This window comes from Blautia wexlerae, assembly GCF_013300825.1.
Lineage (GTDB): Bacteria > Bacillota > Clostridia > Lachnospirales > Lachnospiraceae > Blautia_A > Blautia_A wexlerae_B.
In genome coordinates, this window is sequence record NZ_JAAIMY010000026.1 from 30508 (window position 1) to 44796 (window position 14289).

The 14289-nt window shown below is 39.5% G+C and carries 11 protein-coding genes and 1 pseudogene; all 12 read right to left on the minus strand.

The window, feature by feature from the left end:
• On the minus strand, positions 1-372 hold the full coding sequence (locus tag G4417_RS12725) for a GntR family transcriptional regulator (protein ID WP_008705927.1): 372 nt from the start codon (positions 370-372) through the stop codon (positions 1-3).
• Between the two features lie 174 nt (positions 373-546).
• Positions 547-2229, minus strand: a complete 1683-nt coding sequence (locus tag G4417_RS12730) for a sensor histidine kinase (protein WP_173717690.1) — start codon at positions 2227-2229, stop codon at positions 547-549.
• Positions 2230-2372: 143 nt separating this feature from the next.
• Entirely contained in the window at positions 2373-3926 is a 1554-nt protein-coding gene (locus G4417_RS12735; RefSeq protein ID WP_173683746.1) for a response regulator transcription factor, read from the minus strand.
• Between the two features lie 85 nt (positions 3927-4011).
• Positions 4012-6885 (minus strand): hypothetical protein, encoded by a 2874-nt coding sequence (locus G4417_RS12740; RefSeq protein WP_119241794.1) that lies wholly within the window; start codon positions 6883-6885, stop codon positions 4012-4014.
• A 17-nt stretch (positions 6886-6902) separates the two neighbouring features.
• The gene (locus G4417_RS12745) at positions 6903-7739 is read right to left on the minus strand and encodes a carbohydrate ABC transporter permease (protein ID WP_330595352.1); all 837 of its coding nucleotides are present in this window, start codon (positions 7737-7739) and stop codon (positions 6903-6905) included.
• Positions 7740-7741: 2 nt separating this feature from the next.
• Complete coding sequence (locus G4417_RS12750) at positions 7742-8653, minus strand: carbohydrate ABC transporter permease (RefSeq protein WP_055060314.1); 912 nt, start codon at positions 8651-8653, stop codon at positions 7742-7744.
• Positions 8654-8726: 73 nt separating this feature from the next.
• The gene (locus G4417_RS12755; RefSeq protein ID WP_118569582.1) at positions 8727-10097 is read right to left on the minus strand and encodes an ABC transporter substrate-binding protein; all 1371 of its coding nucleotides are present in this window, start codon (positions 10095-10097) and stop codon (positions 8727-8729) included.
• 379 nt (positions 10098-10476) lie between these two features.
• A complete protein-coding gene (locus G4417_RS12760) occupies positions 10477-11343 on the minus strand; it encodes a patatin-like phospholipase family protein (RefSeq protein ID WP_173683747.1) in 867 nt (288 codons plus the stop codon).
• Positions 11344-11555: 212 nt separating this feature from the next.
• Entirely contained in the window at positions 11556-11744 is a 189-nt protein-coding gene (locus G4417_RS12765) for a 4Fe-4S dicluster domain-containing protein (RefSeq protein WP_173683748.1), read from the minus strand.
• A gap of 33 nt (positions 11745-11777) precedes the next feature.
• Positions 11778-13163 (minus strand): sodium-dependent transporter, encoded by a 1386-nt coding sequence (locus G4417_RS12770; RefSeq protein ID WP_055054169.1) that lies wholly within the window; start codon positions 13161-13163, stop codon positions 11778-11780.
• A gap of 408 nt (positions 13164-13571) precedes the next feature.
• Positions 13572-13965 (minus strand): annotated as a pseudogene (locus G4417_RS17765) (hypothetical protein); the annotation flags it as partial.
• 50 nt (positions 13966-14015) lie between these two features.
• On the minus strand, positions 14016-14270 hold the full coding sequence (locus G4417_RS16780) for a hypothetical protein (protein ID WP_207718451.1): 255 nt from the start codon (positions 14268-14270) through the stop codon (positions 14016-14018).
• Between the last annotated feature and the right edge of the window lie 19 nt (positions 14271-14289).

Below are 14289 nucleotides of genomic sequence, written 5' to 3' on the forward strand. Positions count from 1 at the left end.
TTAGTCCTCCATGATCATTTCAAAAAGATTTCTGATTTCCTCATCGTTCAGTCCACATCTTCTGCCCTTCATGATTGCCTGCTCCAGATCATGTTCTACTTCTTTGAGCTGTTCTTCCCTCATCAGGTTTTTATTTGTGGCTGCAACGTAGGTTCCTTTTCCATGAACAGTGACGGTAAATCCCTCTTCTTCCAGATTGTCATAGGCTTTCTTCACAGTCAGGGCACTGATCTTCAATTCCTTTGACAAACTGCGTACTGAAGGTAATACAGTGTCCGGCTGTAACTCTCCTCTGATAATCGCAGACTTAATCTGGTCTATGATCTGTTCATAAATAGGTACCATGGATGAATTATTGATTATTATATGCATATGTTTCTCCTCCATCTGCAAACAGTATATAACAGTGCATAACTGTTGTCAACTGTTTTGTACTGTTATACATGGTATTTATTTGATTATAATCAAAAATGGATATTCAACCTTATTTCCAGCAATCTTTCACAATTGCCTTCTCATAAAATTGAATATCCATATAACCTTAATCTAACTCTGTTTTTTCGAATTAATTTTTAACGGAAGCCTTATGGTTACAACTGTGCCTTCTTCCAGCTGTGAGCTTATGGTAACCCCATATTTCTCTCCATAAATCATACGAATCCTTTTATTTGTATTTCTGACGCCTATACTCTTTCGCTCTTTATTCAGAACCTCTTTCAAATCTTCCTCGCAGATTCCACATCCATTATCCTCTACATAAAAAAGAATATCATTTTCTTCTTCCTCTGCTGAAATCCAGATCTTCCCGGAATCCTGATAATTTTTAAATCCATGCACAATGGCATTCTCTACAAACGGCTGCAGAAATAACTTTGGAACTTCCAGACTTCTTAAATACTCCGGTATATCCATACTCACTTCAAATTGATCCTGATATCTTTTCTGCATAATTCCAATATACCGTTTAAGCCAGTCCAGATCCGCCCACAGCGGAACCAGAACATCACCATTCTGGCTGGTATACTGAAGCATTCTCGACAGATCCAAAAGCATTTTGCTGGCATTTTCCTGTTCTCCTTTAAGGCATACCCAGTTAATGATATTCAGCGAATTATAGAGAAAATGGGGATTCATCTGTATATTTAACGACATGATCTCCGTGTCTCGTTTCTGGATCATCATCTCATATTTCTCATGAACCAACATCTGCAGGTTCTGATTCATTTCATTCAGTTTTTTATAAAAAAACGCAAACTCGTCCCTGTCGTCATATACAATTCTTGCAGTAAAATTACCCTCTTCTGTTTTCTCTATCATGTGCAGCGGTTTATAAACTTTTTTCCCGATCTTTCTGGAAATAAGAACAGCCGTAGTAACAGATAAAATAATTTCTATAGTTACCAGAATCAATATTGCCCTGGTAAGATCTGTAGCAATATTCTTGCTAAAAACATTAACTGGAATCATGGCAAGTGTATACCATCCCGTCACCATACTTTTGGAATAGGTTACGATATATTCCTGATTATTTGCACCGTAGTATTTTACAGTTCCTTTATTCTCCGTAATTCCCATATCAGCTGCAGTTACATTTCGAAACAGCTTTGATTCATTCTCACCGTAAGGACCAACAACACTGCCATCTTCACTCATGATATAATAAAGAATCTGAGAATTTGCCTTTGTATACTTTTTCAGCATATTATTCAGATTATCCTCTGTAAAATTAACCACCAGATACATTTGATCTGCCTTATTTTCCAGATGTTCAATATGTCCTGATTCTACCCTGCTTAACTGCAGCTTTCTGACAGCCGTAAATACATGCTCATATTCCAGAAAATCTATCGACATATCTTCAATTGAAAACATGTCCAGATAATTATATGCCGGAATCCACACAAGTTTTCCATTTGACTCATCTGCTGCTTTCTGTATTTTAGAACCCATAAAGCTATGATTTGGATAATAGTTCTTTTCCTTTTCGCCAAACTGATAATACGGAGTCACAATATGCGTAGAATAAACCGTGTTATTCCACGGCAGATAGTCCAACAAAATTTTTGAAATTTCCTGACTGGCACTTTCAAGCTGCACACTGTCAGACGTATCCAGATTCTGAAATATTTTATAAATTCTCGCATCTACATTTATTTTTAATGAAAATTCCTCAATATAATCCAACTTTTCATCCAGAATATCACTGACATTCTCAGCATTTTGCCACATTTGTTTTTCTGACTGCCTGATCAGTTCCTGTTTTGACAAATGGAAGATAAATAAACCCAAAAGCACAACAGGAATAATGGAAATACAAATAAATGAACTAATCAGCAGAGTTTTAAATTTTGTATATTTTAATTTTTCCATCATCACCCAACTCTTTTGCGAAATTCTTCAGGTGTCATATTATGACGTTTCTTAAATGCCCTGTTAAAATAATTGGGATCCTTATACCCTACTTCCAATGCAATCTCCCTTACCTTGTCGGAAGATGTTTTCAAAAGATCCTCTGCTTTCTCCATACGAATATCTGACAGATATTCAGAAAAGGAAATTCCGAATCTCTGCTTAAATAAAGTACTGAAATACGAAGCATTAAAATGATACAATGTTGCAATCCTTTCCAGACTGATCTCGTCCCGATAATGTTCCTCTATATACCTTCTGCTTTCATCCAAAGGATCTGTCTCCTGTGAATCTGCTATTTCCCGGAAAGCGATTATATTTTTTATTAATTCCGCTGACCTTTTTTTCAATTCAGAATACCACTGACTTTCGATCAGACGATTATCCAATGCATTTAATTCTGACAAGTGTTCAGCTTTCAGATAGGGCTCCATATAACGTAAGATTCTGAAAAAAAAGAATACGATTTTTCTTTTAAAAATATCCGGCTGAACACTTTTATGCTCTGACAGAACCTCTGTTATTTTTTCAAAAATTGCTTCGCTTTTTTCCAGATTTCCTTCTTTTATAGAATTCAGAATTGCTTCACTACCTACAGAATCCTCCTGCTTTTCATCAGACAGATATTTCTCTGCCTGCAAATATCTTTCTTCTTCATAAAAAGAATACTTCATCGCGGCCATAGCCTCTTCATATGCCTTTTTTCCGCAGCTTTCCATATCCGGATACAGAGAGCTGACTGCAAAATAAATTCTGTTTTTCTCAAGTACCAGGATATTTTGAATAAACTCCTCTATCTGAGTGATCTGTTCCTGTTCAATTCTTGATCCTGACAAGGCCAACACAGCCAGCAGATTTTCTGTTCCGTTGACCTGAAATGTAATTGACGATGTATCTATCAGATGTTTTTTTATAAAATACCCTATCTCCCGTTTCATCTCTTCATTAAGAATCAGATGCTGCTTATTGATCCGGATCAACATCAGATAGCCTTCCTGTCTCAGAGGAAACATCTCACTTAAGGGCTCCCATACCTTACGTCGTGTATGGTGGATATACTGATTCAGAAGCCACTCCATATATCCATATGCAGATTCCTTCAATCGTCGTTCCATCTGATCTACTTTTTGTTTTTGAACCTGATCCTGATTTTTTGATTTCTTTATTTTCTTAATGGCACGCTTTAACTCTTCTGCATCTACAGGCTTTAGCAGATAATCACTTGCATGAAACTGTAACGCCTCTCTTGCATAGGAAAAATCTGCATATCCGCTTACAATCACAAATGCAGTTTCTGGATAATCTGTTTTTACTTTTTTTTTCAGCTGTAAGCCGTCCATTTCTGCCATACGTATATCGCTGATCACAATCTCACAGGAAATATTATTCATGATCTCCATTGCCTCCTGACCATTTGATGCTTCCCACAGCATATCGTCCGGGCATATTTTTTCAAGAAGCATAATAAGTCCTTCTCTGTGAATTCGCTCATCATCTACTACTAATATATTGTACATTTTATCTCCTGTTCTGTCTGATATATACGTTTTGATTATAGCACAACAGGTGTGCATGAACAATGCACACCTGTCTTTACAAATTCTATTTTTTTGTTCCGTGATACATCTTATCCAATGCATCGGCATAGTCTTCCTTGGAAAGAATCAGTACCGGTATTTCTGAAACCTTACACTGTTTTCCATCCGTCTCAAGACTTGCACTGATCACTCCTGCTGCCTGTGTTTTCTGTCCCTCCACATACAGGGTTACCTGTTTCATTTTATGCTGTGTATCCTGAGGGAAAGGATGCTCTGACAGCATCACGCTCTTCTCGCCTCCTGCCAGTTCATCTGGCAAACTGATATAAAAACCAGCTACCTTATGGGTATTCTGTGGTACTTCTCCCACCATGCATACTGCCTTATTGTCTGAAAATACAGGTTGATAATCCCAGTGATAGAATTGTTTATACTGTACTTTCCATCCATCAGGAACTTCTATCTTCACTTCTGCATTTTTCCATTCTGTGTCTGTTGACTGGCTGATCAGATAACGGAACAAAAAGATTCCACAGTCTGAATTATAAAGTTTAGGCATAATAATTCCATATGGACTGAACAAAATTCCATCCTCTGTCATTGTGCTGCACTCAGCTCCTGCAATATCCGTTTCCTGTACAGCCATTGTCTCTGTAGCAAACTCTTTCTCAACAAAAGCTCCAGCCAGTACCAATTCCTCTGCTCTTATACATTCTCCCTGTGCACCTGCACCATACTTACGCACTTCAAAAACAACCTTTATTGCTTCTTCATTATAGTTTTTAATATTAATAACAGTTTTTCCTTTTTCTTCTCTATATTCAATATCAAAGACATAAGCTCCAAGATGTGTTTTCTGAAGTTTATAACCGGAAAGCAATCCCTGTGGCTTGATGACCAGCGTTTTCTGTGTTCCATCCATCCTGAGGCCAAACCACTGCTCAACACTCTGCTGAATCCATGCACCCTGTCCCTGGCTGCATCTAGTCAGGCATCTTTTCTTATTTGTTGCTCTTGGCCACCAGAAAAGTGAGCCTGTTTCATCCAGACGTTCGTAAAGGAGATTCAGGTTATCAAGCATTTCCTGTCTGGTAAGACTTCCGCCAAGTTTTAAAGTACAGCCTGTTGCAGATGGATTCATGCCAAAATGTAATTCACGCATTGTCTGGAATTCCGGATCATAGTTTGTGATATACATAGAACGTGCATATCTATGAAGATTTACATATGGCTCATAATCGAAATCATATAGTCCATACAAAGGTGCCATAACTGTAGCAGTATCCTCACCACCATAATAATTCAGATCATCCTGGATGTAGAAGCGTTCCTCATTCTCACCTAAGTTGTTTCCGCCTGTAATCTGTCTGCCGAATGGTCCGCTACCTTCCATCAGTTCTTTCATGTCTGCTTTCATCTGTTCCATAAATCTGTCCACATCTGTCGCATCCCGTTCCAGAAGTTTCAGAATTCTTCTGTAAGATTTCAACGCATAATAACACTGTACATTTGCACCATAATCATACTTGCGGAATACAATAAGATCGCTGGCGTATCTGCTAGAAATCAGTGCTTTTTCTTTATGTTTATGCTTCATCATTCCATCGTAGATCTCATCAATAGCAGCAACCAGTTCCGGATGATCTCTGAAGAATTTCTCATCTCCTGTCAGCTCCAGATATTTTCCTGCTATTACAAGCAAAGAAATGTAGTAAAACATACTATGATCCGAATACAGGCTATAACGTGGCCGGTTTCTTTCTGCCAGATAAAACATTGCACTTTTTCCTACCTCAGGTACTGCATACATAACACTTACCACATCAGGAGTAATATCAATTCCCCAGAGCCTCGAAAGACTATGGGACGGTGCCCCCTGCCAGTTGGTCAGAAGACTTCCATCTTCTCTGAAAGAAAGACAGTTAAAATTATCAAGAATAAACCGTACCTGCATATCACGGTATTTCTCACCAGCCTCCTGGTTTTCCCGAATATCTGTAGTGATTTTTCCAAATCTTTCTTTCCAGAAATCATCAGTAACATTCAACCATTCCAGCGGTGTATGTTGATACAGTGTTCCAAGGGCAGAATAAATCTCTTCTCTCTTTGGAGTAAGAGCAATTACTGTTGTAAATGTTCTGCTTTCATTTGCTTTTAATTCAAATGGTACATAAATTCTGGGATTATCTCCCTGGCCTTCACATACGGAATCCAGAAGCTGAATTGCTGCACAGGCTTCCGGGTGCCATAATACTAGCAATTTCTGATCCCATTCTGATTTATATGGTGTTACTGTATAATCATCGAAATATTTTCCATAATGCTCAAACTGATTTACAAACTTCTGGTCAAATGACAGGCGGAGTTTTCCTTTAATTTTGCATCCAGAAGTATTTTTTACTTCTATACAGTAGAATGCTCCTGCAGGTCCCGGAACCGGATGGATTGATGACGCCGGAACTGCTTCTTTCTCCAGAATCGGCGCAAAAGAAAATATTCTGGTTTCCAGTTCCGGATGCTCTGTAGCAGTAACCGGAAGAAAATCATCATAATAAGTTGTCCATGACTGCTTATTTGCACCTGAGATCATCAGACCATTGTCCAGCTCCAGATCATATTTCATTTTTCCAAGAAGTAATGCTGTGTCATTCTGATAATACTGACCTATGTATCCTTTAAACTGTCCTCCCAGATCTGTTCCTCCGGATGGTACTGCATAAATTTTATCATGAGGAGTGCACAAAAAGTGCAGTCTGCCCATGGTATCCTGGCCCAAAAGTGTTCTTCCATTTGACTGTGTAAATAGCTGTCTCTCACTTAATGACCAGTCTGTGCGCTCCGAAGTTTCATCATACTGTGCTCTGAAATAAGAAGACTTATATGCCTTTTTCCAGAAATTTTCCCATGTATTATAAATCACATTTCCTCTTAAATGCATTGTTTTTCCTCCTATTCTTAGCCTTTCACACCAGACATTGTTACACCCTCAATAAGATACTTCTGACCAATGGCAAATACAACCACAACAGGTGCAAGCACCAGGCAGGCTGCTGCCATCATTAAATTCCATTCACCTCTGTAAGAACCAGTAAACAACTGAAGTCCCAGTGCAACTGTATATTTTTTCTCAGAATTTAAATATACAAGCGGATTCAGGAAATCGTTCCAGGAATTTAAAAACGCAAACATACCTACAACAGCCAGAGCCGGTTTTGTAATTGGCAGGATAATTTTTGTAAAAATCTGAATATGGGAAGCACCGTCCAGATATGCTGCCTCATCAAAATCCCTCGGGATTCCCAGATAAAACTGACGAAGCAGGAATATGTAAAATGCACCGCCTCCAAACCATGCCGGAACAATCAGTGGAATAAAGCTGTCTGTTATTCCAATAGTTCTCCACATCAGAAATGTAGGAATCAAAGTAACCGCAGCTGGAAGCATCATACTGCTGATAATGCAGGCAAATACCACATTTCTGCCTCTCCATTTAATTCTTGCCAATCCATATGCACAGATGGAACTGGTAAGCATTGTTCCCACTACACATCCTCCGGTTACAATAAATGAATTCAGGAAATATTTTCCAAAGGGAAGTGTATCAAAAACTTCCTGATAGTTTTCCCACATAAATTTAGAAGGAATCCAGCGAGGCGGCATCATAAACACTTCCACTGTGTTCATTAGTGAACTTCTGATCATCCAGTACAAAGGAACCAGACAAAACAAAACACCTAAAATCAGCGCAAAATATATTAGAATTTTTGAAATAATTTTCTTTGTATTCTTCATATTCATTCTCCTCCATAATAAACCCAACGGTTGGAAAACTTAAATATGACTGCAGTCAGCACCATAATGATCAGAAACAATACCCAGGCAACTGCACAGGCATTTCCCATTCTTCCAAACTCAAATGCTTCTCTGTACAGATAGTATACATAGAACAAACTGGAATTGTTTGGTCCACCCTGTGTCATAACATAAGACTGGGTAAATATCTGGAATCCATTGATGATTCCCATTACCACATTATAAAAAATTGTAGGAGTCATCATAGGAATCGTAACATGAAGCAGCTTTGCCCAGAATCCGCCTCCATCAATCTCAACTGCTTCCAGAAGCTGTCTCGGTACATCCTGCATTCCGGCAAGGAAAATTACCATTGTAGATCCGGTAGTCCACAGATTAATAAAAACCAGTGTGGGAATAACTGAACTTTCACCTGAAAGCCATGTGCTTACCGGTAAATGCATTGCCTTTAAAATATTGTTTGCCAATCCCATGTCCGGATTGAAAATCCACATCCAGATCGCTGCCATTGCTACGATCGGAACTACAGTTGGAAGATAAAAGATTGTTCTGAAAAATCCTTTTCCTTTTACATTTGTATTTAACAGCATTGCTATAAAAAAAGAAACTATGATAGCTGTCGGTACAGAAAGCGCAACATAAATTACTGTTACAAGTAATGATTTATAAAAATACGGATCACTTCCACTGAACAGATTTTTATAGTTGCTGATTCCTATAAACTGTCCGCCTGTTGTAAAATTAAAATTTGTAAAACTCAGCCCCAGACTGACTGCCATCGGAAGCAATGCAAAAATCAAAAATCCCAGAATACAGGGAAGACTGAATAAAATTCCCCAACGATTTTCTCTTTTCTCGCGATTTGTCACTTTATACTTTATTTTCGTCTGCATATTTATTCCTTTCTGGCATTATAGCTATTTCAATCAGGAAAGGCTGCCAAAAGCAGCCTTTCACTTGAATACTTTAAGAACGTTCTCCTGAATAGGTTCCTTCTACCAAAGAATCCGTCTGGCTTTTTACTTCTGTCATTGCTTCTTCTGCTGTTTTCTTTCCAGACCACACCTGTTCCAGTGCAGAACCCACTAATGTATTAATCTCATTAAAATTCTTTACGTTAATTTCGGTTGCCACTACTGCATGATCATAAGTTGCCTTTACAATAGCGTCCTGAAAGCCCTCTGGTCTTGCAGGCAATTCTTCAGATGCCCAGAAATCAATCTTATCCGGATCAGTATAATATTCTGTCTGTACAGGCATCCATAAAGTTCTGTATAATTCTGTGATTCTTTCTGAACTTTCTGGATTTGTAAGCCACAGATAAAGTTTTTCGGAAGCCTCCAGATGCTTTGTACTCTTGAATATAATCAAAGAACCACCATCAAAGAAAGTAGTATAGTTTTCATCAATTGGGAGAACACCTACACCCCAGTTGCATCCTGAATTCATAAGATCCAGATGGTTCCAGCTTCCGTCAATGTACATTGCTGTCTGTTTTGCAGCCAGTGCTGTTGCTGCACTTGGCATTGCATTCTTCTGTACTGCTGTAGGAGATACATGGTACACATTGATCAGATCTGCAAAATTCTGTAAAATCTGAGCTGACTTCTCATCATTTAATCCAAGTCCGTCCATACTCTCATTTAAGTAACCGCCGCCTGCTGATAAAATAAACGGCATATATACATTCCAGTCTGTTCCAAACATTACACCGTACTGTTTAATATTATTTGCATCAAAATCCGGATCAGCTGCATTTCTTCCTTCTGTATCCAGCGTCAGTTTTTGTGCCATCTCTACAAATTCATCCCATGACCAGGCATCCTCTACCTTAGTCGGCGGCAGATCTACCCCTGCCTCTTCGAAGCAGTCTACATTATACATCAGGTTTGTTGTAACATTGGCCTGAACAGGTCCTGCTGATTCTGTAGGACTCCAGTTCCACCAACAGGTAGACAGATAATCATCTTTACTAAGTCCCATATCATCCAGAAGATCATAGAAGTTATAAATCAGGCCATCCTCACCCATCTGACATTTCCATGAAGCTGAATAACTTACATCCGGTGCTTCGCCGGCTGCAATCATAGCATTCAATTTTGTCAGGAAATCCTCAGATGGAATATGCATCAGATCCACTTCAATATTGGGGTTTGCTTCCATGAATTTATCTACAGATTCCTCAATAGCCTTTTTTTCGTCTCCACTTCCCCAGTAAGTGAATTTTATAGTTTCTTTCTCGTCACTGCCCTTGTTTTTTGCATTCGCAGTTGTGGTAAATAAAGCAGTACAGGTCATTAATGCCGCCAGACCTAAAGCCATTCCTCTTCTCTTCATAAAATTTCCTCCTGTTTTTTATCAGCGCGCTTGTTTTTGATGGTTTTATTATATAGCCTTTAATAGCATTTTCTCTATGGGACTTTTTTCGGATTATAGCATTTAGATTAGGAAAACACATTGATATATTTGCTGTTTACAGCAATAGAACAAAAGTATTATTTTGCGAAAAAAAAAACAGCAACTGATAAATCAGTACTGTTTTAATTGGTTTATGTACCAGTTTTATACAATTTTTATTCCTGTCTGTTTTTACTGACTTCGTTGTATCTGACAGCTTTACTGATAACTTGCTGCTGTTCATAATTCCTCACCCAAAGTCAATTGCAATCAGATGGAAATCTATCACCGGATTCGCTACCTGCTGATAGACTAAACATTACTCTGCCAAATACGCCTTCAGTTTCTCCATATCAGCTTTCATCACTCTCCGTCCCACCTCATAAATCTCCTTTAAATGGGCGGGATCACGCTCAACCGGTTTGGCACTGATGTCTCTGTCCGGGCGGATAACATGGATCCTGCCCTCTTTTTCCAGATATGCGATTTTATCCAGCATACGGTTATACTGAATATGACGTTCATCCAGAAGCTTTACAAGCTCCGGATACTCCCTAAACTTCAGTCTGAGCAGCGGCATCAGCTTATTATGTTCTTTTCTGTATCCCGGATGACGGGTACATACTACCACATTTTTCTCATAACCCTGTGAAAGCATCCAGTTTACAGGAATCGGATCTGAGATACCACCGTCCAGATACATTCTTCCATTCAGCTTTACCGGTCTGGCGGCCAGTGGCAGGGAAGCTGATGCGCGCATCCATTCCACATCCAGCCTGTCTCCCATTCTGCATTCCTGATAACAGGGTTTTCCTGTTTCAATATCTGTACATACAACCGTAAACTTCATGGGTGATCTGGCAAATGTCTCTGTGTCAAAAACATCCAGCTTCCAGGGCACCTCCCCATATGCAAAATCTTTGCTGTAAAGATCGCCGGTAGTGATCCAGCTTTTCAATCCCATATATCGTTTATCCTTGCAGAATCTGGTATTATAACGAAGGGTTCGTCCAATCTGGCGGGACTTATAATTACATCCAAAAATTGCACCGGCGGAAACACCAACTGTAGAATCTGCATAAATCCCCTGCTCCATCAGCTCATCCAGAACTCCGGCTGTATACAGTCCCCGCATACCTCCACCTTCCAGAACCATTCCAAGGCCTTTCCTTTTATTGTCCTCCATAGTTTTTCTCACTTTCGTCTTTTTCTTAATGTCCTATAGCAATCCTCGTAAATAATGCATTTAAGACAGTCAATTGTATTTTTACTCATTTCATTTGAAAAACAAATTATTTAGAACATATTTTAACACCTTGAATGAAAATGTCAAACCTGTAATCTGTAAAAGCCCCCTGAAATTCATCCAGAAGGCTTAATACAACTCACAATTATATGTTATTTTCCAAGAAGTTTTGCTGCAACTTTCTCCAGATCATCTCTGATCTTAATATGCTGCGGACATACTTCTTCGCACTTACCGCATTTCACACATTCATTGGCAGATTTCCTGCCATGTTTGCCTACCAGCCATTCTTTCTGGTGAACTGTGCAGTTGCTTCTTCTCTTGTCTTGTAGTTGATCCATGCTGCATTCTTTGTAAAAAGAGTCATATATTTTTTACATACTGATAATTCCCAAAACGTTTGCAATAGAACTCAGCAAAATAATGATCAGGCAAATCGGTGCAAAGTATTTGATAAATACTCTGTACAGTTTCTTTCTGCGGAATGGAGAAGACTGTTCAATTTCTTTTTCCATTCCATCAATACCAACAACACGAAGAATCAGAATACAGGTTGCAAGTGCTGCCAGCGGCATCATTACTGAGTTTGTCATAAAATCGAAGAAATCAAGGAAGTTCATTCCAAAGATACGAATGAAATCCAGAAGTCCATATCCCATGGAAGATGCGGTTCCAAGTACAATCATGATCACGACCATCAGACCGCAGCATTTCTTACGGCTCCAGTGAAGTTCATCCATGAATGTGGAAACACTGGTTTCCATCAGGGAAACTGCACTTGTCAGAGCTGCAAGTAATACAAGTATGAAGAATACGATTCCTGTTGCAGTACCAAATCCCATACTTGCAAATACTTTTGGCAATGTGATAAACATCAGAGATGGTCCTGCCTGAAGTGTTTCAGGATTTCCACCGGAGAATGCAAATACCGCCGGAATAATCATCAGTCCCGCAAGGATTGCGATACCTGTATCGAAAACCTCAACCTGTGTGGTAGATCTCTCGATATCCATATCTTTACGGACATAGGAACCGTAAGTATACAGGATTCCCATTGCAATGGACAAAGAATAAAACATCTGTCCCATCGCTGCTACTACTGTCATCCAGGAGAAATTTTTCACATTCGGGATCAGGAAATATTTCACACCTTCAACAGCACCCGGACGTGTGACAGAATAGATTGTAACCACGACTGCCAGAACTACCAGAACCGGCATCATGATCTTTGACATTCTCTCTACACCGTTCTGTACACCACCGAGAATGATGATGAATATAAGCGCCGCAAATACCAGAAACCAGAGTTCCACCTGCCAGGAGTCGGAAATAAAGTTTCCAAAATATCCGTCTTCCGCTACTGCCTGGACATTTCCTTTGAAATATTCCACAAGGTACTTAATTACCCATCCGCCAATCGTACTGTAGTAAGGAACGATCAGCATTGGAATCACTGCATTTAACCATCCGCCGATTTTGAAGGATTTCGTTTTTCCAAAATGCTCAAATGCACCTACCGGACTCTTTCTGGTCATTCGTCCAAGGGCTGTTTCTGACATGATCAGCACATAACCAAATGATGCAGTCAGAAGAATATAGATCAGCAGGAAAATTCCGCCTCCATATTTCGCTGCAAGATACGGAAATCTCCAGATATTTCCCAGTCCTACTGCAGAACCTGCAACTGCCAGCACATAGCCGATCCTTCCGGAAAAGCTTCCTCTGTTATGGTTATGTGCAGAATTGTTTTCTTTTTTCATTATACACCTCACCTCGTTACAAAAACCTCCCATAGGATTTCTCCCATGGGAGGTCTGCTAGTTTTTTACTGATTCTATAGTATCAAAAAGATGCGGGAATGTCAAAGACTAATAATAATTACAGACTTAATTGTAACATATTTGTTACTGTTCACACACCACTATCCCAGTATATATTTCAAGTATAGTCTTTCTGTACACATTGTTCTATGATATAATAGTTGAGCTACCACCCCTAGACAGGTGCAGAAAGGGGGTGTGTTGTAAATGGATATGATCTTATCATTTATGCTTTCTATCTTGGCAAGTGTAATCGCCTACTACATTTGCAAATGGTTGGATAGAAAATAGCAGCTGGTAGCCAGCCTGGGGGAATAAGCCACCCTGCCCAAACGGAATAAAAAAGCCTCAGAGGTCGCAACTCTGGGGCTTTTGCTGTGTTATAAATGAATTTAACCTTATCATTTTGCCTACTGGCATTATATCATATGCATTTTTTGTTTGCAATATACTCAATATACTTTTTCGAATCAAGTCAAACTTTTGGTTACTGTTCACTTCGTTCACAGTAACGTATTGGACGGTCTTTGGATCAACACCAGCATAGAGAAGATTGGTAATGTAAGTGTGCCGCAGCTGATGCGGGGTTACATCAAAGTCCAGCGTATATCTGATTTTGGGTTGATTTTTCTGGGTCATGCCCAGCGTTGGGGTAACCGTGTATTTGATGCTCTGTACGCCATGCCCGCCTCACCGATAGATAAGGTGTATCCTCGTCCAGAAATACACAATCCCATTGCATCCTGCCTGTGATAATCTAGTTGATTAAAGTCTGCTGACTTTTCATCCCTTTCAACCCCTTACAAAAATCGGCATAATCAAGCCTATTGACCGGTATAATAACAGGTCTCCGCTGGCGCGGCTGTCATAACTCCGCAGCACCGTTCGTATCGTGTGCCGCAGGGTTCCCCCCAAGTCTTTGGCGGGCCGTGAGGAAGTATCTTTAAGCCCCCATGCAGTCATCGCGCCGAATCTGCCACAATCCGTTTTATGAAATCGTAGATTGCTCCGATTAACACTGACAAAAAAGGCAAAAAACAGGCGCATCAAATGAAATTTTATCAAA

Excerpts from the sequence above, each read along its gene's own strand:
- G4417_RS12725 (WP_008705927.1), bottom strand. The coding sequence starts at position 372 with ATGCATATAATAATCAATAATTCATCCATGGTACCTATTTATGAACAG.
- G4417_RS12730 (WP_173717690.1), bottom strand. The coding sequence starts at position 2,229 with ATGTGGCAAAATGCTGAGAATGTCAGTGATATTCTGGATGAAAAGTTG.
- G4417_RS12735 (WP_173683746.1), bottom strand. The coding sequence starts at position 3,926 with ATGTACAATATATTAGTAGTAGATGATGAGCGAATTCACAGAGAAGGA.
- G4417_RS12740 (WP_119241794.1), bottom strand. The coding sequence starts at position 6,885 with ATGCATTTAAGAGGAAATGTGATTTATAATACATGGGAAAATTTCTGG.
- G4417_RS12745 (WP_330595352.1), bottom strand. The coding sequence starts at position 7,739 with ATGAAGAATACAAAGAAAATTATTTCAAAAATTCTAATATATTTTGCG.
- G4417_RS12750 (WP_055060314.1), bottom strand. The coding sequence starts at position 8,653 with ATGCAGACGAAAATAAAGTATAAAGTGACAAATCGCGAGAAAAGAGAA.
- G4417_RS12755 (WP_118569582.1), bottom strand. The coding sequence starts at position 10,097 with ATGAAGAGAAGAGGAATGGCTTTAGGTCTGGCGGCATTAATGACCTGT.
- G4417_RS12760 (WP_173683747.1), bottom strand. The coding sequence starts at position 11,343 with ATGGAGGACAATAAAAGGAAAGGCCTTGGAATGGTTCTGGAAGGTGGA.
- G4417_RS12765 (WP_173683748.1), bottom strand. The coding sequence starts at position 11,744 with ATGGATCAACTACAAGACAAGAGAAGAAGCAACTGCACAGTTCACCAG.
- G4417_RS12770 (WP_055054169.1), bottom strand. The coding sequence starts at position 13,163 with ATGAAAAAAGAAAACAATTCTGCACATAACCATAACAGAGGAAGCTTT.
- G4417_RS16780 (WP_207718451.1), bottom strand. The coding sequence starts at position 14,270 with ATGCGCCTGTTTTTTGCCTTTTTTGTCAGTGTTAATCGGAGCAATCTA.